Source organism: Nocardia sp. CA-107356, from assembly GCF_050946365.1.
Lineage (GTDB): Bacteria > Actinomycetota > Actinomycetes > Mycobacteriales > Mycobacteriaceae > Nocardia.
Window position 1 is genome coordinate 5,847,372 of record NZ_CP191992.1, and the last position, 19,708, is coordinate 5,867,079.

Consider the following 19,708-nt stretch of genomic DNA (forward strand, 5'->3'; position numbering starts at 1 on the left):
ATGCTTCCGCAGAATGCATAGAGCCCACACCTGCACAATCGCCTTGGGCTCCATTCGGCCGGGGAGAGCGCCTGCGTTTCGCGGTCGCTGGACGTCAGCCTCTCGATGGCGCCTCCGGCTGCAGGAGAGTGGTCCCCATCTGGAGGCGCTAGAAGCACGGAACGGCGCAGCTGGCGGCCGCGCACGTGCTGGGCTCCCACCTTGGCCGATGCCGTGTTGCATGCTACCGACCGTTCCCGCGATACGCCTACCTTTGGATCGAGCATCGGCGTATTGATCGTGAAGCACCTATTCTGCTCCCATTTGTCCCGTAAGGGAGCCTCTCTGCGGATTGAGCCAACCGGACACGGCTTTCCAATCTTCCGAGGTCATTCGTGTGTACGGCTTTTTCTCCAATACGAAGCAGTGCATGTGCCGACGGCGATGGCGATCCATTTCCGAAGACAATGCCCGTCCACATCGGGAGCAATATACTTTTCCCATCGCCTACCGATCGATTGTCATTCTCTTTCAGCACAGTCGAATTACTCCTATCGAAAGGCCGACATCCAACCCTCATGCCGAGGTCCACATCATTGTGAACTGCTTCGGCGCCATTGCCGAACAGCGGAAGCGAAGAACGCCGCCACCTCAACATGCGAATAGATTCTGTCCAAATACGGGCCCATCAGATGCAGTAGAACCAGCTTGTCTTGTCGATCAAGCTCTCGGTCAGCGAGCCCATCGCAGGTTCAGCTTGCGCATTTCATTCCAGTTTTCGACAGCAGCAGACCTCCATTTCCGCTCCAGCTCCGCCGCTCGTAACGCGGGTTTCTCTCTCTCGACTTCGTTTTCGGCATGCGCAGCAAAATCCACCAGATCTATCCAGCGCTGAAAGTCCGCCCTTCAGTTCGTCTTCGACCTTGGAGTCCATTTCATTCTCCTGATATACAGATATTCCTTATAGTCTTCCTCTTCAGTGCGTCTTCGACCGTCCGGAAGCGCGCATTTCAATCTGCATGCGGTTCGACTTCGCGTCTTCTGATTCCACTCGTACCCAAAGGTAGTCGAAGACGTCGCGCTCGCATTTCGATCACCATTTCCGCATACCCCTCACGCGCCTGACCCAAATGCAACCACGCCCGATGTCGCAGTTCGGCATCCGTTGAATGCAATACCGTCCACCAGGCATCAGCGAAGGCCATGGCAATGTGGCTCATGACCTCGCCGAGCGAGTGGGTGTGCATGCGGGCCCCTTCCATACGCGGCGCATTGCTCGCTGCCCATGCATCTATCTCGCCCACAACTCGATCGATCTCCGCTCGCACTTTCTCGCAATCGAAATTTCTAGGCCTCGATGCCCGGTCGAGCTTGTGCGGTATCAGTTCGGCGTGGAGATCGCCGAGCTCTCGCGCCCAGCCGACAAGAGCAAAGCCGCTTTGCATGTGACCCGAGATCGCCTGAATCAGCTGATCAGGCTCTAATAGCGGCACCATCCATGCGTGTGGCGCCCGACCGCCCGACTGCGCCGAATCGGATGCATATTCGTTCAGATACATCGCGCACCTCCTCGTCTCTTCAGCTTGAGGTTCTAAGGGGGCGCCACACATCAGGAGGCTTCGAATTTGTTTGCAGAGAGCCTGTCGACCTATCTACCTATGGACGCGCGCATGACAGGATTGGAAGTGCTGACAAGCAGTAGCGGCAGGCCACAGCATCGGCTCATCTCCCACATGCTTCACGAAGTAACCAGCGGAAAACGCGCTCGAAGCGCGGTGACTCACCGTTTCCCCCACGCCGAATATCCCATAGAGATCTACGTTGGAGAGATCTACGTTGGGCCCAGCGTTCGTACCGCCGTCGATGGATGTTTCGCCGCCGCGAATCATGACCCCGCCCGACCCGAGGGCCGGACGGGGTCTGTGCGCCCTGCCGAACGCCACTGGCGTCGTCCGAACTACCTACTTCGTGGGCGCCACTGGCGGCTGGTTGATGGTGGTGAAGTACTGGATCGCGGCACCGATCGCGACCGGGGCGGCGACGAGCAGCTGGCCCGCGACGGCGCCCAGTGCGCCTACCGCGATGATGCCGCCGAGGCAGCCGATGGCCGCGGCCGGGATGAACGCGCCGAACAGGCCGACGATCGCCGCCGCGGAGACGGTCGCACCGGCGACGCCGCCGAGCACGCAGCCGACCGCCGCGCCGCCGACGCCGCCGACCAGGGTGCCGATGGTGGCGCCCATGGTGATGGTGCTGGTCATGCGGGACCAGGCCGCCTGCTCACGGTCGTACTCGTTCTTCCACGGCGCCTTGTCTTCGAACGGGAGGGCGACCGGCTTGTACGCCGCGTGCGCCACGTCGAACTGCGGCGTCAGCGTCGCGGTGTGGCCGGCGATGTCGGCCGCGATCGGGAACTCGAAGTCGTCGACCCGGAACTTCAAGGGCATGCCGGTGAGCACGGCGCCACTGGCCGCCTTGATCTTGAAAACACCCTCCTCGACGACCATGGAACCGACATCGGTGGTGATGCTGGACTGGGTGTCGGTGGCGTACGCCGCGAAGTCGACCGCACCTTCCGGAGCGGGCTGCGCACCGACCGGTCCTGAGGCAATGCCGACCGCTGTGACCAGACCCGCCGTTACCGTTACAAATTTCCTCATCATTGTTCCTTTCTTCTCAGGTTCTTCTCCGGTTTTTCACGGGAAGCGACCATGACGAATGCACGACATGCGCGCTGCAGTCGCCGTGGAGTTCGAAGTCGAGAGTGCCCGACTAAGTGGTAGCGATGAGCTGGCCATCGCTAATTCGATTTGGCGTCAGAGTCCGGGCAATTACTCACCTACGGCGTAGAAGGCCGGCACTGAAATGTCCGCCGCCAGAGACCGAACCGAGATCGCCCTTGCTCGTCAACAGGCCAGTCTCGCCGATCTCTGTATTCGAGCGGCCGAGTGAAGGGTTCGTGCCAAATCTCATCGCGGTATCGATATCGGTGGTCCAGGCAATGCGCGCGCCGGACGATATAAACATTGTCGGCCGGCGCTACGACTGCGCGTACAAAAGCTCAGCCCGGAACGTTATTCACGATGTCGACCGCGAGTATCGCCGCGCTATAACGAGTCTGCGGAGTTCGCCGACTACGTCGCCGCTGTACAGGCGTTCGCGCGCCTCACGTTGCGCCTGATGGCAATTCGATCATGGTCGCGTCATCCAGGGAATCAGCCGCGAGCCGCTTTCCTCGCTGCCGTCTCCTCATGGCGCATCCGCCCTCTGGCACCGCGCAGCGATTGCTTCCGAATCGCTTGGCTGGCAGTCACCCGTCCCTCCTCTTTGATCGGCGGGGTTACATATACGCTAACTGTAAGACTTTTGCTACCATTGTCAATATGGTAGTTCGAGGGACTCTAGTGGCAGTACTCGGCGCCGGAACCATGGGTGTCGGCATCGCCATCACCGTCGCGAGGGCCGGGTATTCGGTGCTACTCGCAGACGTCAGCTGGGAGAGAGCTCGGGCCGGGGTGCAGGCAGCCGACGCGTACCTGTCCGAGAGTGTGCGGCGGGGCAAACTCGACTCGCAGCAAAGGCTGGCGATATCGGCACGCGTCCAGCCATCTGCGGAGATTGCCGCTATGCGAGACGCCGCGGTAGTGATCGAGGCGATCCCAGAAGATCTCGATCTGAAGGCTCATACGCTGAGGACTGTCGAGGCTGTGTGTGCCAATGATGTTCTGTTCCACACGAACACTTCGACATTACCGGTCACTGCCATCGCTGGGCGGATGCGGAGACCCGGCAACGTCGTCGGCACTCACTACTGCAATCCCGCGCCGCTGATGTCTCTGGTCGAGGTTGCACCTGCCTGGCAGACCAGTGCCGTGGCCCTCGAGCGCACAGAGGACTTCCTTCGCAGTCTGGGCAAGGAACCTATTGTTCTGAAGGACACGCCTGGATTGTTGACCAACTTTTTGCTCGTCCCGTTCGAAAACGATTGCGTTCGGGCGCTGGAAGCGGGATGGGGAACCGTCGAGGAACTCGATTTGGCGGTCACTACCGGCGCCGGCTTCCCGATGGGAGTATTCCGGCTGCTGGACATCGTCGGACTGGATGTGCACCGCGCAGTGTCGCTCAGCCTGTATCGGCAGTTGCGCAATCCGCGGTTCGCACCGCCACCACTGATCGAACGCATGGTTGCCGCTGGCGAACTCGGGCGTAAGGCAGGGCGCGGTTTCTACCGTTACGGCGTAGAAGGTTTTGAATGACCACCGTGGGCATAGTCGGTGCGGGAACGGTCGGCTCGTACTTCGCCGCAGCGTGTACGGCGGCCGGGATCACTGTGATCGTGGCCGATCTGGATCACGATTGCGCCTGTTCTCTGGTTCGAAGCCTGCCGCACTCCGAGCGTGCGTCGGCCGTCGAATCCATCACGGATCCGGCCGGATTCGATGTGCTGGTGGAGGCTGTGCCCGAGGTGCGCTCCGTGAAGATCGACGTCCTCACCCGATTGACCGGCCGTGCGGATGCTCTGCTGGTCACCACTACATCGGCGTTCACTGTGACCGAGTTGGCTGCCGCACTCCCCCAACCCGAACGACTGGTAGGAGTTCACGTCATGCCCGCGACACCGCACGGGAATCTTGCCGAGATCGCGGCGGGCTCACGCAGCGACGAGGCATATGTCGCGAAGGCGCGCATGTTGGCCACCAGCCTGGGATGGACTCCCCTGGATGTGCGGGACCGCCCCGGACGGCTGACCCGGCGACTCGTCCTTCCGTTCTTCCATCAGGTCGTTCAAGCACTCGATGACGGGCTCGCCTCCGCTGCCGATATAGACCGCGTTGTCACTCTGGGTCTGGGACATCGGCGCGGGCCGTTGGCAGTACTCGACAGCACCGGACTGGACGATCAACTTGCCACCTCTGAAGCGATGTTCGACGCACTCCATGACCCGGCGATTGCGCCCCCGCCGTTGCTCGCCCATTTGGTCGCGGCCGGCCAGTTCGGCGACAAGACAGGTGCCGGTTTCTTCGTTGAGAAGCAACAGTGAGTCATTCGGGCATCCCCCGCCCCACCTGAGATTCAAGTCGTTCGAAATAGATTACGGCGCAAAATATCCCGAGCTGTCGCGAAAATCGTCGACGACGCGGACGTGCTGCTCGAGGTCTACCAGTACCCGGCCGAGCACTGGATCCATTTCCGCAAGACCAACCGATCGAGTCGACCTTCGCCAGTGTGCGGTTACGGACATAGCTCACCAAGGGGCCAGGCTCCCGTGCGGCGGGAATCGTCCGCCTGAAACAGCAACGGCCCCCGACCTTTCGAGGTCGGGGGCCGTCGCCGTCGTTTACGGGTTCGGGTGTATCTGATCGGTCCATTGACATCCGTCGAACCACCCCGGGACCACTCCTGGCCCGATGCGGCGGAGCGGCGACCGGCCGAATTGGCAACCAACACTTTGGAGAAGATTCGATGCCCTTTCGCCACGGCCCTCGGTGGGGCTGTGAGGAAAACTGTTGAGGAAGCATGCCGACGATTAGTGCTGTCTCGCGCACGACGACCACAGGTGGTGTTGTCATCGGATCGAGGCCCTTGGTACGGCTCGCGTGCTATTTCGCCGGTGCTGGAAGTAAGGCCGTCCATTCCCAGTTCAAGACTTCCGTTGACGTGCCCGATCGCATTGCGAACCCGCGCGAGCGGATGCTTGTCACGAGCCATCCGTCCTGCGATTGGCGTGAGCGAATCTCGTGATCGCTTGTGACGGTGTCGCCTTCATATACGGGTGCGATATGGTCGCAACGCTCCCAGGAGAGGACAGTCGCAATGTCGGGTAGTGCACGCGTCGCCTGGGACAGCACTATTCCCACGGTATGGCCGCCGTACACCAGGCGGCGTCCGCCGCCTGCCCTTTCATCGTGATGCACAGCGGCAACGTTGAGAGTGAGCCGCGCGAGCTCCGGTGCGCTCGTGACGACGTCGCCTGCCCGAACATCAAGGACCGATCCGGGCGCCAATCCGGCCAGCCGCCGGGGCGCGACTATGTCCGATCGTCCGATACGCCATCGTTTGTACGGCTCAAGATTGACGCGCGTGTATGCAGGTGATACGTCCCGCGCGCCTTCATTTCTGGCGGTTTCACTTCCACGTGGGAGCATCGCGCACCGGTAGTACGACAAGACGAGCCGATCTTTTTGGTCGACAGTGTCGATTCGAAGTAGCGCCATACCAGTTGGTGCGCGATCCGGCTTCGGAGAGTTCGAATGCAGCCCGACCACAGTTGTGGTGGTCTTCAGGGTGTCCCCGATCCGTGGAACCAGGTGAAACGACAGACCTCGGTAGAACAGGTTTGCCTTGACCTTCTGAGTGAAAAGGGTCGACTGGCCGATCGAGACATCCCAGACCAGCGCCGGGTGGGCTATTCGTGGGCCGCCCGTCACGCGCATAGCGAGCTCCTCGTCGAGCGCGAGCCGGAGACGGTCGCCGACTATGGCCTGGTGGTGCGATGCGGTTCCGTCGGTGATCGTCATTCCGATTGTCGGGTGCGACGTGTCGCCGATCCGGAGATCGTCGAAGGTCGGGCCGTCCGCGAACGTGAACTTGTCGGAGAGTGCGGAGTTGTCAGCGAGAGGTGTCACCGATTACACCTTTGCGTTCGAGTTCACCGAGTTCACGTTCGCCGAACCCCATGAGAGTGGTGAGTATTTCTCGATTGTGGGCACCGAGTTCCGGTGCCGGTTCGGCCGTTCGGGGCACGTCGTCGAAGCGGATAGGGGACCCCGGTGCTAGATGCGTCGGGATTCCGGGCTGCGTCAGCATCGACATCATGGGGTTGTCCCACACATCCGTTGACGCGGGATCAACGACTTCGTCGAACGAGCGGTACCTCGCCCACAACAATGAGGTCGGCCGCAACGCCGCCTCTATTTCCTGTGTGCTCTGGCTTTCGAACCACACCTGGAAAAGTCCGGCCAGCACCTCACGGTATGCATACCTGTCGTCCTCCCTCGTGAAATCGATGCCCAGCGACTTCTCGAGTGCGGTCACAACGTGCTCCTGTCCCGTTACGTCGAGCAGGTCGGCCCAATGGCGTTCGGTGAGTGCGACGATCATCAACTTGTGACCGTCGAGGGTGGTGAAATCGCGTCCGAATCCACCGTAGAGATGGTTGCCGATTCTGGGGCGGCTCGTCTCGTTGATCTGGGCTTCGCTCAATAGGCCCAGGTTCCCCGCTGTGGCGAGTGCGACATCTTCGAGCGCGATCCGAATATGCGCCCCCCGGCCTGTTGTTTGCCGGTTCAGGACGGCGGTCGTTATGGCCAGTGCCGAGTATATTCCGCAGGTCACGTCCCAGGCGGGGAGCACGTGATTGATCGGAATTGCGAACCCATCCGGCCCGGTGACAGTGGGGAACCCTACAGCGGCATTGACTGTGTAATCGACTGCGGCCTGCCCCTTCCAGTTTCCCTCGACGCGAACGATGATCGCGTCCTCACGGAGTGCGCGGAACTGTTCGTAGCCGAGCCACGAGCGGCCTACCGCGTTCGTGAGCAGGATCCCGGATGACCGCCCGCCACTGCGTAGCAGATTTCGGATGATCTCCCGGCCGGGTTCGGACTTCATGTCAATGGTGAGGGACTTCTTACCTTTGTTGAGGCCGGACCAGTAAAGACTTTGTCCAGCGGCGGTGCGCGGCCAGCGATCTCGGTCCGGGCCTCCGCCTATCGGGTCGACGCGGATGACTTCGGCTCCGAGTTGAGCGAGTGTCATTCCGCCGAGCGGAGCGGCGACGAAACTCGACAACTCGATGACCCTCAACCCCGCAAGCGGGCGATGGGTGTGCGCCTGGGCTTCAGACATCGGCGGCCTCCGGTCCCGTTCGGGTGCGATGGATATCGTCGAGGATCTCCATCGCGATGGATGCCGTGCGCGCACCGAGGGTGCTCAGCAGGGTGAAGACATTTGCTACCTGTTGCGGCGTGGCACCGAGTTTCAGGGCATTTCGCACGTGTATGTCGATTCCGGGACGGTAGAGGTGCGATGCTGTCGCATCGAACGCCACATACACGAGTTCCTTCATTGCGGGGCTCAGATGGTCAGCTGCCCACGGATGCGCGGAGAAGTTGAGATACGCCTCGAAGTAGGCTTCGTCGAGGCGCAGCAGCCCGTCCCACACGGCGCTCCAGTAGCCGCGTTTGTCCATGAAGGCCGCCTGAAGCTGCTGCTGCCGCGCCGACAGCGGCGAGCCGTCGAGCGGTTCGATGGCGTCGAGAAGTGCGGGCAGTCCCTCGGTGCATGCGTGCACCCCGAGCGCACTGGTGAGTTCGATGACTTCGACGACTTGAGGTTCGGTGGCGCCGGCTTCCAATGCGCGTGTGATGTGCAGACGAATACGCTGCGCATCCAAATCGGTCACCGCAGCCGTTGCAGCAAGGCAGATGAGGTGTTTCTCAGCGAGGGTCAGGGACGGGTTGGCCCAAGCGACTGCGTCCAGGGCGCGGAGTGCGGTCAGATATCGGGGATCGCGCCGAAGAAGGCTCTGCTCGGCGAGTTCGCCGAGCGGAGCGATCGACGGCGCTTCGGAATCAGGCACCGACCAGATCCTGGGTCGGCGTCGGCGCGAGCCGGCGTTCACGGATCAGTGTCGCCGTGACCGCTGACAGCGCGGTCGCGATGACGACATACGCGGCGACCGACCACAACGACCCTGTGCGAGAGAGCAATTCGGTGGCGACGATCGGCGCGAAAGCGCTACCGAGAATCTGGCCGAGGGTGAACCCGATCGACAGGCCCGAGTATCGGATCCGGGTATCGAAGCACGCCGCGAGCATGCTGCTCAAAGCCGACCACGCCGCGCTGTAGGGAATGAACAGGATGAGATATCCGATGACGGTCAACGCGATGTTGCCGGTCTGCAGCGTTGCGATGAAGACAGGGGCTGCGGCGATCATGCCGACGGACCCGTAGACGAAGACCTTACGGGCGCCGACCTTGTCCACGAGCTTGCCGAAGAGCAGGACGCCGATGATGACGGCGAGCATCGCGACGATGACGATGGCGAGCATGGTGTTGCGTGAGTGGCCCTGCTGCTTTGTGCCATACGTGAGGCTGTACACCGTGCCGATGTAGAACGTGACACCGACCGAGACGCTGGTCAACGCCACCAGCAGTACACGCAGGGTATTCGTGCGGAAGACCTCGACCACCGGCATTTCGGCGACCGCCCCGGACTCCACTACGTGCTTGAACGACGGCGACTCCTCGATCTTCATTCGAATGGCCACACCGAAGGCGACAAGGACGATGCTGAGAATGAACGGGACGCGCCAGCCCCAGGTTTCGAAAGCATGAGGCGACAGTGGAGCAAGGACGAAGAAGACTATGTTCGCGAGGATAAGGCCGAGGGGTGCACCGAGCTGGACGAGGCTAGCGCGTGATCCATGCTTGGCCTCCTCGGCATGCTCGGTAGCCATGAGGACGGCGCCGCCGTACTCTCCGCCGAGTGCGAAGCCCTGGATGAAGCGCAGCACGACCAGCAGGATCGGCGCGGCGACACCGATGGTGGCGTGGGACGGGACGAGACCGATCAGCAGTGTTGTTCCGCCCATCGACATGAGTGTGAACACGAGCATCGATTTGCGCCCGATCCGGTCACCGTGATGACCTATCACGATGGCGCCGATCGGTCGCGCGATAAAGGCAACCGCGAAAGTCGACAGTGACAATATGGTGCCGGTCAAAGGGTCCACTGAGGGAAAGAACACGGTGCTGAACACCAGCGCCGCCGCCGTTCCATATATAAAGAAGTCATAGTATTCGATCGTGGTCCCTACCAGGCTGGCCAGCGCCACCCGTCGGGATTTGGTTGATGTATCAGACATCGGTGTCTCCTTATTTTTCTGCCGACAGGTGCGACGGACGAAGAGAGCGGCGATCCCGGCGTACGGCGGAACGGAGCCACTGGCTGGCGCGATAGCGGGAGTCCCGGTATTCGTCGTGAAGCGAATCGAGTAGCGAGAGAACGTAAGCCGGTGACCACCTGTCCGCCCACGCCAGAGGACCGAGCGGATAGTTGGTGCCGAGTTCCATAGCGGTGTCGACGTCAGCGGCCGAGGCGATTCCGAGGTGGAGCGCTTCGGCCGCTTCGTTGATGATCATGCTGACCACGCGGGCAACAATCAGGCCGGGGGCGTCGCCCACCCGAATCGGATCGATTCCGGCCCGACGAAGGAGCCCGGTCACTGCACCTGCGAGGTCGGCGGAATCCTCGGATCCCGAAAACGCCAGGCAGGCAACGGCGTTCATGTCGAGTGGCCGGTCGATCAGGACAACGGGAACTTTGTCGATCGAGGCCTCCTCCTGCGCGCTGACACCTCGGGTGATCCGAACGTTGCCCAGCCCGGGCAGCGACAGGTACGGGTGCGGGCCGGGAATGAGCTCGCCGGTGATTCCGCCGCGCAGGAGCCACTGCTCGAGCTCAGCCGAGTCCCCGTGCAGCTCGATGCCCCCCGGCACAGGACGGGTGGGCTCCGGTTCCGGCGACGAGGCAGTGATGGCGACTCCGTCGGCGTAGACATAGAACCCTGCCCCGGTTTTGCGTCCGAGACGGCCGGCCGCGACCAGTTCACGCTGCAGCAAGGACGGAGCGAACCGGGGGTCGAAGTTGAAGGCGGTCCAGACGGTTCGGGTGACGGTCTCGTTCACGTCATTGCCGACCAGATCCATGAGCTCGAACGGCCCCATGCGAAAGCCCCCGGCTCCCCGGATGAGGCGATCGATGACGTCGAACGGAGCAACGTTCTCTTCCGCGAGCCGGAGGGCTTCGCCGTAGAACGGCCGGGCGATCCGGTTGACGATGAAGCCGGGCGTCGATCGTGCCACTGTCGGCGTCTTTCCCCAGGACACCGCCAACTGCCGGATCTCGTCGACGAGCGCGGGATCGGTCTGCACGCCGGGAACCACCTCGACGAGTTGCATGACCGGCACCGGATTGAAGAAATGCATACCGATCACGCGGTCTGGTCGGGTCAGCCCTGCTGCGATATCCGTGATCGAGAGCGAAGACGTGTTCGTCGCGATCCGGCACAACGGCCCGAAGTGATCGAGCGCCTCTTGGAGCACTGCATGTTTGATCGCCAGATTCTCGACGACGGCTTCGACGACTACGGTGTTCGGCTCGGCGGAAAGGTCGCGAACGGACGGTGCGGTCAGCAGCCGTTCGGATAGGTGCTGTAGCAGTCCAGGCGCTCGACGGGTGAGCCGAGAACGAATGTCGCTCACCGCGGTAGCGAGCTGGTCGGGATCGAGGTCGACCAGGCCGACGTTATGGCCGGCGGTCAGTGCCACCTGGGCGATCCCCTGCCCCATCGTGCCGGCGCCGATCACGCAGATCCGCAGCGCGCTATTTGTCATTCGGAATCCTCCGAGGAGCTTGAACTGTGTTCACGGTCACTTCTTGCATAAACTGTAAGACATTTGTAACCTCTGTCAAGTGACTGACATGGAGAGTGTGGTAGCCGTGCTGGGAGCGGGCACGATGGGTCAAGGGATCGCGGTGACACTTGCGCGCGGGGGGCGCAATGTCCGGCTCTTGGACCGCGACAGCCCGCAGCTGGCGCGCGCCGCTGACCTGGTTCGCGACTTCTTCGCCGAGAGTGTGCGGCGCGGAAAGATGACCGAGGACGACTCGACATCAGCGCTGCAGCGAATCGAATACGTCGCGGATCTCACCAATATCGCCGGGGCCGGGTTCGTTGTCGAAGCACTCCCGGAGGACCTGGCGCTCAAGACCGAAGTGCTGGCCCGCGTCGAGGAAATCTGTGCAGCCGACACGCAGATCCACACCAACACGTCGACCCTTCTCATCGGGTCGATCGCCGACAGCCTTGCCCGACCCGAGAATCTCGTTGGCACCCACTACTGCAACCCCGCGCCGCTGATGCCGCTTGTCGAAGTCGCCCGGGGGCCGAGAACCAGCGACGACACCGTCAACTCTGCCGTCGCTCTGCTCGAGTCGGTCGGCAAGACACCGGTAACACTCCGGGACAGCCCTGGGCTGATCACGAACTTCCTTGTGGTTGCCTTCGAGAACCACAGCATCAGAGCGCTGGAATCCGGGCTCGCCACAGTCGAGGAGATCGACCGCGCTGTCACCGCTGGTATGGGATTTCCGATCGGCCCCTTCCGACTGCTCGACATCGTCGGGCTCGATGTGCACCTCGCCGTGACCACCAGCCTGCATCGGCAACTCGGCGACGATCGGTACCGGGCACCGGACACAGTGCTGCGAATGATCGCCGCAGGACGCCTCGGCCGCAAGGCCGGGCACGGCTTCTACACGTACTCGAAGGAGCAGGCATGACGAGTTATGGGATTGTCGGAGCGGGCCGTGTCGGCTCGACGGTAGCGATGGGTCTCGCGCGCGGTGGCCACCACGTGATCGTGGTGGATAAGTTCGCGGACAAAGCCTATGGTCTCGCTGACACCCAGCCCACCATCACCGCCGTTGACCGAGTTTCCGAAGTCGGCGACTGCGAGGTGGTGCTCGAGGCGATACCGGATGAGCTGGACAGCAAGATCAGCGTCCTGAGCCGGTTGGCGAACAGCAGCGCGGTGGCGGTGCTGACCGCGACATCGTCGTTCACGGTGGCGCAGCTCGCCCGCGCGTCCGGACTCGGCGAGCGTCTGGCCGGATTCCACTTCCTGCCCACCTCGGCCGGCAGTGGGCTCATCGAGATATCCGGCGCTACTTCGACCGGGAACAAGGCCATCGACGCGGCGGTCACGTTGAGCGACGCACTGGGGATACCGTGGATGCGCGTATCCGACGTTCCCGGACGGGTGACGCGGCGGCTGCTCGTTCCGTTCATCAACCAGGTACTCGACGCCGCGGCACGCGGTGTCGCGTCACCGCAGGACATCGACCGTGTCGTAAATCTGGGACTGGGTCATCCCGTTGGCCCCTTGGTTGCGTTGAAGCGCGCCGGCCTCGACGACCACATACAGGTTGCCGACAACCTCTACCGCCAATTCGGTGACCCGGCGTTCGAAGTGCCCACCAGGCTGACCGATCACGAAGAGACAATCCAGGCCATCTCGGACATGACGGAGGAACGAATCAAATGACCTACCAGGACATCATCATGGACGTCACCGACGGCGTCGCCGTCGTGACGATCAACCGCCCCGATCGCGCCAACAAGCTTCGGTTCCAGACGGCAAGGGAACTGCTCGATGCCTTCCGGCGGGTGCGCGAGGATCGAACTATCGACGTCGCGATCCTGACTGGAGCCGGGGGCAAGTTCTTCTGTATCGGCGGCGAGCACGAACCATTGGAGTCGCTCGATTACTCCAGTGTCATGCCTGTGATCGACCTGTACGAGTTCATCGACACCATGCCCAAACCTGTCATCGCGGCGGTCAACGGTTACGCCGTCGGTGGAGGAAATGTCCTGCAGGTGGTATGCGACCTATCGATCGCGGCACCCCATGCCGTCTTCCGGCAGGTCGGACCGATGGTCGGAAGCTTCGACGCGGGATACGGCACCTGGTACCTCGAGGAGGCGATCGGACGCCGCCGCGCCAAGGAGATGTGGTATCTGAACAAGAAATACTCGGCGGACGAGGCGCTGAACATGGGGCTGATCAACGAGATCAGCTCCGATGGGTCGGCCCTCGACCGAGCGCTCGAGGTCGCGGGTGTGCTGCGCCAGCGCGGCCCGTTCGCCATCTCCGCGGTCAAGACCGCGTTCTCCGGGCGACACTCAGGCGTCGTTGGTCAGGCCAGAATGGCGCACGACCTGCTCCTGACCGCCTACCGCAGTACCGCGGAGTGCCATGAGCTGTCCGACGCGTTCGAGGCGCGTCGTGAGCCCGATCGAAGCAGGTTCAATCGATGACCGAGATCGAAAGCGAATTGACGCACCTGCTGCAGATGGTCCGCGGACTTGCGACGAAGAAGCCCTACTCCAACGCCGACGCCGCGTCGATGCTCGGCCCGCTCCGCGATACCGGCCTCCTCGATCTCGCGGCCGACACATTCGAAATCGCTGAGATCGACGCGCTCGATTGGGCATCACAGGTTATCCAGGAAGTGGGTCGAGAATCGGGTTCCGTAGCGTATTTTCTCGCGTCCCGGTACGTATCCCACCGCGCACAACTACGTCGCGGAGTCGATCTGCTCACTAGCGACTCCGTGGCCGCAATTGCCCACTCGGCCAGCGGCGAACTGCGATCGACGACTGCGCCGCTTGTGGTCACTCCAGCCGCTGTCCTTCTCCTCGACCCTACGGATGCCGGCGTCCTCGCCGTTTCGACGACAGAGTTCGAGGTGGTCACCGAGGTGCCGAAGCGCACCGGACTCGGCGGCGCGGCACTTGGTGGAATCTGTGCGGTCGCCCGCCCCGATGACAGACTGCCGGACCAGGACGCGTGGGCGGCGTGCGCTGACTGGGACATCTTGGTCGCGTCGGCTGCGTTGGGAGTGGCCGACGCGGCCCTGTCCGCGTCGGCTGACTACGCTCGGACTCGACGCCAATTCGGTAGTGCCATTGGATCATTCGCCGGTCTCCGGGCCATTGTCGCGGAGATGGCTGATCAAATCGACTGTGCCCGTGGGTTGTTGACGACAGCTGTCACTTCCCGTCCCGATCCGCGAGACCGTCGCGTGGCCGCCGCCGCTGCAGCGGCCCGCGCATGCCGAGCGGCCGTCGGTGTCGCGCTCTCGGCGGTCCAGGTACACGGTGGGTACGGATATATCGACGAGTTCGCGGTCGCCGGCCATGTACGTGATGCCCTGAGCCTGCGAGCGCGTTGCTCGGGCACCCTGATCGCGCGGCGATTGATCGCCTCCGAGCACCTGGGTTCCAGCGACACAGGCAAGGAGGCCCGATGACTATCGCTGAGATCGCCCGCAGGGCCGTCGAACTACCCGGGACCGCCCTCACTCAGAGGTTGATCGCGCAACGATTCGAATCCGGAGTGTGGGTCGAGCGTTCCCTTGTTGTCTTCCTCGATGAGGCGGTGGCCGCGTTTCCCGACCGAACAGCAGCAATCACCGTCGACGAACGCGGCGATACCGTCCGCACGCTGACCTACGCAGAACTCGATGCACTTAGTCGGCAGGTGTCGGCCGGACTGCTCGCGAATGGTGTGGGGCCTGGATCCGTAGTCACGGTGATGATGTCCAACTGTGCCGAGTTTCCTGCGGTCGTTTACGGCATCCTGCGGGTAGGCGCCACCTATTCAGGGATTCCGATCACCTATGGCGCGCACGAAATCGAGTTCATGACCAGGCGGGCCGGGGCCGACGTGATGATCGTCGCGGGATCACACGCCGGTCGGGACCTCGCCGGGCTCGCAGCTGCGACCCTCGCCGATCGCGATGAGGTGCTCGTGGTCGTTGTCGACGGTCCCCGTGGCCACCAGGGAATGGCGTTCACCGACCTGATCGCGCACGGAAGCTACGCCGGGCCCGCACATGTCGATCCCCTCGCTATCGCCCAGTTGGCCTTCACATCTGGGACGACCGACGAACCCAAAGCTGTGATGAACCTCCACGCAACCCTCGATGTGGTGGTGCGCGGCTGGTCCGCACACGTGGGCCCGACGAGCTACGGCGATCCGATGCGCAACCTCGTGATGTCGCCGGTCGGCCACGCGACCGGGTTCATGTGGGGCGTGCTGCTCACCGTTCATCTCGGCGGCACTGCGGTCTACGTCGACCGGTGGTCGCCGGCCGCCGGAGCTCGAGTGATCTCCGAGCAGCGGATCACCTGCATGGTGGGGTCGCCGACATTCCTCATCGACCTGTTGCGGACCGCGAATCTCAGTGCCGCGTCTGCTCCGGACCTGAACCTTGTCGTGGTTGCCGGTGCGCCGATTCCACGGCCTCTCGTGCCGGAGGCGCGTGCGGCATTGGACTGCGACGTGATCCCGGCATGGGGGATGACCGAGTTCGGTGTCGCGATCTCCGGCCGTCCAGCTCTCGGACGACGCAACTACGAGACCGACGGAACACCCGTCGCGGCGTGCGAGATTCGGATATGCGACGAGGCCGGATCCCCGCTACCGGCAGGCGTGGAAGGCGAACTACAGATCAGAGGTGCCGGGCTGTTCGCCGGCTACTACGCCCGGCCGGACTTCACCCGTGACGCCTTCGGAGCGGATGGCTGGTTCATCACCGGTGACAGGGCTGTGGTCGAAACAGATGGGTGCGTAACGATTACCGGCCGTACCAAGGACATCATCATTCGTGGCGGGGAGAACATTCCCGTCGCTGCGGTCGAGAGCTTGATCTTCCGCCATCCCTCGGTCACGGACGTCGCTGTCGTCGGCTACCGCGATGAGCGACTGGGTGAGCGCGCATGCGCATTCGTATCCCTCACTGCGGGAGCGAAACTCGACCTCACCGAACTGTCGGCGTTTCTCCTCGATGCCGGATTGTCCAAGCGCTATCTGCCCGAAAAGCTGATGGTCATCACCGACATGCCCAAGACGATGAGCGGAAAGATTCGCAAAGTCGAGTTGCGGGAACGACTTCGAAAGGACACCGAGCATGCCTGACACACACCGTGCCGGCACGCCGGGCACGTTCATCCGCAGCGATGAAGCCACGAGCACCGCACTACCGCTGTCGGGAGTGCGGGTCATCGATATCTCGTCGTCCTATGCCGCACCGACCACGTCGATGTATCTGGCGGATATGGGTGCCGACGTTGTGAAGGTCGAACCGATCCGTGGTGATGACGCGCGGGGCTGGGGGCCTCCGTTTCTCAACGGCGAGGCGGCTTGGTTCCTGTCGGTCAATCGCAACAAGCGAAGCGTCTGCCTCGACATCACCACTCCGGCAGGCCACGCCACACTGATGAACCTGCTCGAGTCCGCGGACGTCTTCGTGGAGAATCTGACTCCGGCCAAGCTGGCCAAGCACGGTCTGGCGCTGGACGCACTCGCACAGCGTTTCCCTGCGCTGGTGATCTGCGCGCTGTCCGGCTACGGGCTCGATGGGCCCGACTCCGCGCTTCCTGGCTACGACCTCATCGCGCAGGCACGGTCTGGACTGATGAGCGTGACCGGCCCGGCCGGCGGCGCACCACAACGAGTCAGTACAGCACTGTCCGACGTCGCCGCCGGAACGATCGCGGCTTTCGCTGTATCGTCCGCGTTGGTCAGGCAGCGAACGACAGGGGTCGGGGAGATCATCGACATTTCCCTGCTCGAAGCAGACCTTGCCTTCCTGTCGCCCAGGATCGCGAGTTACCTTGCGGGCGAACCCGAACCGCACCCCAGCGGCGGGACCGACTCCGTCGTTGCCATCTACCAGTCGTTCGAAACGGTCGATCGCCCAATCGTCGTCGCCATCGGCAACGACCGGCACTGGTTGAAGGCCTGCCGGGTTCTCGGTCTCGAGCACCTGTCGACGCAGTCCGACCTCGCTACGAATGCCGGGCGCCGGGACCGCCGGCAGGAGATCGTCCGAATGTTCCAAGACGTCTTCTCGACCGTCACGGCGGACCGCGCCCTGGAAATGCTGCAATCCGTGGGCGTTCCATCTTCCCGGATCCAACGCCTTTCCGAGGTCGTGGCAGATCCGCAGGTCGTGGCCCGGCAGGGGATTGTCAAGCAGGACCACCCCGTCGCAGGGCCTTTCGAGAGTGTCGCCAGTCCATGGAAACTCGCGTCCGATCCGAACGCACGCACGATTGCGACCCCGGCGCCGCTCAAGGGACAGCACACCCGAGAGGTGCTCGCCGAACTCGACCTCGAGGACGAGCAGATCGACGAACTGATCAGAGAGGGCGTGGCATGGTCGCGGTAATAGGCAAGCACGATGAGGGACGCGTCCGGGTTCTGACAATGGATCGGCCCGACAGCCTGAACGCACTCAACAGTGAGATGCTGTTCTCGCTCCAGCACCACCTCGCCGAAATCGAGGCGGATGACGGTGTCGGATGTGTCGTCATCCGCGGAGCGGGTGACCGCGCGTTCTGCGCCGGTGCGGATCTCGACGAGATCCGCGGGCTGGACTATGAAGCGGCGCATCGCTTCCTTTCGCGCGGGCACGGGGTGATGACCGCGATCGCCCACGCTCGAGTTCCCGTTGTCGCCGCCGTCGACGGGTGGGCACTCGGCGGCGGGTTCGAATTGATGCTTGCCTGCCACATCGTTGTCGCGTCCACCTCGAGCCGCTTCGGGCTGCCCGAGGCGAAGATCGGGTGCATGCCCGGATTCGGTGGTACACAGCGTCTTCTGCACGCGGTGGGTAAGCCGGTCGCGCTGCGCATGATGCTGTCCGGTGAGCCGATCGATGCACAGACCGCATGGCAGGTCGGACTGCTGTCCCAGCCGCCGGTGCCGCCTGCCGATCTCGAGCCGACGGTGCGCGCACTCGCCGAATCGATCGCATCCGGTAGCCGCACAGGAATGAAACGCATTCTCGATGCCGCGGGAGCAGCCGCGCGGCCGGCCGCTCTCGACTACGAGGCAGCACTGGCGGCGGCCGCGATCGCATCGGCCGACGGTCAGGAAGGAATCACTGCGTTCGCCGAACGCAGGCCGCCGATTTTCGCGAGAGGAAGCTCGTCATGACCCCGGAGCCGTCCAATGAACTTGCGGCCGTCCGTAATGTGATCGCGCGGATGATCGCCCCGGACGCTGAACGGGTCGATCAGACATCCACCTTCCCTGGTGCCGCGATTCGCGCGCTCGCAGAGGCTGGCGCCGGTGGGCTGCTCATGCCCGTCGAGTACGGCGGTCAGGCCCGACCGACCCGCGAATACGCCGAGGCGATGGAACTCATTTCGGCTGCCTGTGGCGCCACCGCTACGGTCTACATGACACAAATGCACTGCGCACACCCCATCAACCTCGCGGGCACGCCGCAGCAGGTCGATCAGTGGATTCCGGCGCTGTGCTCGGGCGCGGCGATCGGAGCGATCGCCCTGACGGAGTCCGACGCGGGTTCCGATGTGGCGGCGATGCGTACCGTCGCCACGCGGCACGACGATCACTACGTCGTCAACGGAAGCAAGATTTTCATCTCGAACGGCGATATGGCCGATGTGATCGTCTTGTTCGCGACAGTCGATCCCGTGCTGGGCAAGGACGGCATCACCGCTTTCCTGGTCGCCACCGAGAATCTCCAAGGGTTCGACGCCGGTCGACCGATGAAGAAGCTCGGCCAGAAGGGGGCGTCAACCGTCGAACTCACGTTCACCGATTGCCGGATACCCGTCGACTGGCGTCTGGGAGATGAGGGCGCCGGATACCCGCTGCTGCTCCGGTCTGTCCTGAACTCCCGGATCAGTGCCTCCGCCCAGGGTGTCGGCTTCGCCCAAGGCGCCTTCGACGCAACAGTGCGGCATCTCATGAGGGACGGACTGCTCTCGGCCCAGCGCCGGGATGCACAGGACCTCCAGTTCGACCTTGCGCGTATCCGATCGGAGATCGCTGCCGGCCGCGCGCTTGTGCGCGAGGTTTGCGACCTGGTCGACTCCGGGGCGCCGGAAGCAGCCGCGGAGGTGTCAGTAGCAAAGCTGCATTGCACGGCGCTCGGCGTCCGGGTGGCGGCCGAATGTGTCGCGCTCCTCGGTGATGACGGTGACCGCTGCGACCTCGGCGTGGAGCGTCGCCTGCGCGACGCCAAGATCACCGAGATCTACGACGGCACAAATCAGGTCCAGAGCATGCTCATCGCCCGCGATATCCGCATCAGTGCGGCCGCGGTCCAATGATCAAGGAG

General features: G+C 63.1%; 17 protein-coding genes and 1 pseudogene. 11 read left to right on the plus strand and 7 right to left on the minus strand.

Annotation, left to right across the window (positions count from 1 at the left end; all coding sequences use genetic code 11):
• Positions 1-989: 989 nt before the first annotated feature.
• Together ACQP1G_RS26420 and ACQP1G_RS26425 are read right to left on the minus strand one after the other, a co-directional pair.
• Positions 990-1,538 carry a hypothetical protein gene (locus ACQP1G_RS26420; protein WP_433192253.1) on the minus strand — a complete coding sequence of 183 codons (549 nt, stop codon included), beginning with the start codon at positions 1,536-1,538 and terminating at the stop codon, positions 990-992.
• Positions 1,539-1,940: 402 nt separating this feature from the next.
• On the minus strand, positions 1,941-2,639 hold the full coding sequence (locus ACQP1G_RS26425; RefSeq protein ID WP_433208836.1) for a hypothetical protein: 699 nt from the start codon (positions 2,637-2,639) through the stop codon (positions 1,941-1,943).
• 723 nt (positions 2,640-3,362) lie between these two features.
• On the opposite strand from ACQP1G_RS26425, the gene ACQP1G_RS26430 reads away from it, so the two are divergent.
• The 3 genes and pseudogenes from ACQP1G_RS26430 to ACQP1G_RS26440 all read left to right on the plus strand — a co-directional run.
• Entirely contained in the window at positions 3,363-4,235 is an 873-nt protein-coding gene (locus tag ACQP1G_RS26430) for a 3-hydroxyacyl-CoA dehydrogenase family protein (protein WP_433208839.1), read from the plus strand.
• Positions 4,232-5,020 carry a 3-hydroxyacyl-CoA dehydrogenase family protein gene (locus tag ACQP1G_RS26435; protein ID WP_433192254.1) on the plus strand — a complete coding sequence of 263 codons (789 nt, stop codon included), beginning with the start codon at positions 4,232-4,234 and terminating at the stop codon, positions 5,018-5,020. Before ACQP1G_RS26430 ends, ACQP1G_RS26435 begins: the two co-directional genes overlap by 4 nt.
• A 34-nt stretch (positions 5,021-5,054) precedes the next feature.
• Positions 5,055-5,220, plus strand: a pseudogene (locus ACQP1G_RS26440) (IS256 family transposase); the annotation flags it as partial.
• Between the two features lie 359 nt (positions 5,221-5,579).
• Here ACQP1G_RS26440 and ACQP1G_RS26445 read toward each other — a convergent pair.
• The 5 genes from ACQP1G_RS26445 to ACQP1G_RS26465 are packed head-to-tail and all read right to left on the minus strand — an operon-like array spanning position 5,580 to position 11,379.
• Positions 5,580-6,605 carry a MaoC family dehydratase gene (locus ACQP1G_RS26445; RefSeq protein ID WP_433192255.1) on the minus strand — a complete coding sequence of 342 codons (1,026 nt, stop codon included), beginning with the start codon at positions 6,603-6,605 and terminating at the stop codon, positions 5,580-5,582.
• Positions 6,589-7,827, minus strand: coding sequence for a CoA transferase (locus ACQP1G_RS26450; protein ID WP_433192256.1), 1,239 nt, complete (start codon positions 7,825-7,827; stop codon positions 6,589-6,591). Before ACQP1G_RS26450 ends, ACQP1G_RS26445 begins: the two co-directional genes overlap by 17 nt.
• Positions 7,820-8,560 carry a carboxymuconolactone decarboxylase family protein gene (locus tag ACQP1G_RS26455; protein ID WP_433192257.1) on the minus strand — a complete coding sequence of 247 codons (741 nt, stop codon included), beginning with the start codon at positions 8,558-8,560 and terminating at the stop codon, positions 7,820-7,822. The genes ACQP1G_RS26450 and ACQP1G_RS26455 overlap by 8 nt, the downstream gene beginning before the upstream one ends.
• On the minus strand, positions 8,553-9,848 hold the full coding sequence (locus ACQP1G_RS26460) for an MFS transporter (RefSeq protein ID WP_433192258.1): 1,296 nt from the start codon (positions 9,846-9,848) through the stop codon (positions 8,553-8,555). The genes ACQP1G_RS26455 and ACQP1G_RS26460 overlap by 8 nt, the downstream gene beginning before the upstream one ends.
• 10 nt (positions 9,849-9,858) lie before the next feature.
• A complete protein-coding gene (locus ACQP1G_RS26465; protein ID WP_433192259.1) occupies positions 9,859-11,379 on the minus strand; it encodes a 3-hydroxyacyl-CoA dehydrogenase in 1,521 nt (506 codons plus the stop codon).
• 88 nt (positions 11,380-11,467) lie between these two features.
• Here ACQP1G_RS26465 and ACQP1G_RS26470 point away from each other — a divergent pair, with 88 nt between their 5' ends.
• From ACQP1G_RS26470 to ACQP1G_RS26505, 8 genes are read left to right on the plus strand one after another with little or no spacing between them, the layout of a single operon-like run.
• Positions 11,468-12,328, plus strand: coding sequence for a 3-hydroxyacyl-CoA dehydrogenase family protein (locus ACQP1G_RS26470; RefSeq protein WP_433208842.1), 861 nt, complete (start codon positions 11,468-11,470; stop codon positions 12,326-12,328).
• On the plus strand, positions 12,325-13,092 hold the full coding sequence (locus ACQP1G_RS26475) for a 3-hydroxyacyl-CoA dehydrogenase family protein (RefSeq protein WP_433192260.1): 768 nt from the start codon (positions 12,325-12,327) through the stop codon (positions 13,090-13,092). The genes ACQP1G_RS26470 and ACQP1G_RS26475 overlap by 4 nt, the downstream gene beginning before the upstream one ends.
• Positions 13,089-13,865, plus strand: a complete 777-nt coding sequence (locus ACQP1G_RS26480) for an enoyl-CoA hydratase-related protein (protein ID WP_433192261.1) — start codon at positions 13,089-13,091, stop codon at positions 13,863-13,865. Before ACQP1G_RS26475 ends, ACQP1G_RS26480 begins: the two co-directional genes overlap by 4 nt.
• Positions 13,862-14,860, plus strand: coding sequence for an acyl-CoA dehydrogenase family protein (locus ACQP1G_RS26485; RefSeq protein WP_433192262.1), 999 nt, complete (start codon positions 13,862-13,864; stop codon positions 14,858-14,860). The genes ACQP1G_RS26480 and ACQP1G_RS26485 overlap by 4 nt, the downstream gene beginning before the upstream one ends.
• Complete coding sequence (locus tag ACQP1G_RS26490) at positions 14,857-16,530, plus strand: AMP-binding protein (protein ID WP_433192263.1); 1,674 nt, start codon at positions 14,857-14,859, stop codon at positions 16,528-16,530. The genes ACQP1G_RS26485 and ACQP1G_RS26490 overlap by 4 nt, the downstream gene beginning before the upstream one ends.
• A complete protein-coding gene (locus tag ACQP1G_RS26495) occupies positions 16,523-17,785 on the plus strand; it encodes a CaiB/BaiF CoA transferase family protein (protein ID WP_433192264.1) in 1,263 nt (420 codons plus the stop codon). The genes ACQP1G_RS26490 and ACQP1G_RS26495 overlap by 8 nt, the downstream gene beginning before the upstream one ends.
• Positions 17,773-18,555 carry an enoyl-CoA hydratase/isomerase family protein gene (locus ACQP1G_RS26500; RefSeq protein WP_433192265.1) on the plus strand — a complete coding sequence of 261 codons (783 nt, stop codon included), beginning with the start codon at positions 17,773-17,775 and terminating at the stop codon, positions 18,553-18,555. The genes ACQP1G_RS26495 and ACQP1G_RS26500 overlap by 13 nt, the downstream gene beginning before the upstream one ends.
• Entirely contained in the window at positions 18,552-19,700 is a 1,149-nt protein-coding gene (locus tag ACQP1G_RS26505; RefSeq protein WP_433192266.1) for an acyl-CoA dehydrogenase family protein, read from the plus strand. The genes ACQP1G_RS26500 and ACQP1G_RS26505 overlap by 4 nt, the downstream gene beginning before the upstream one ends.
• Positions 19,701-19,708 lie beyond the last annotated feature (8 nt).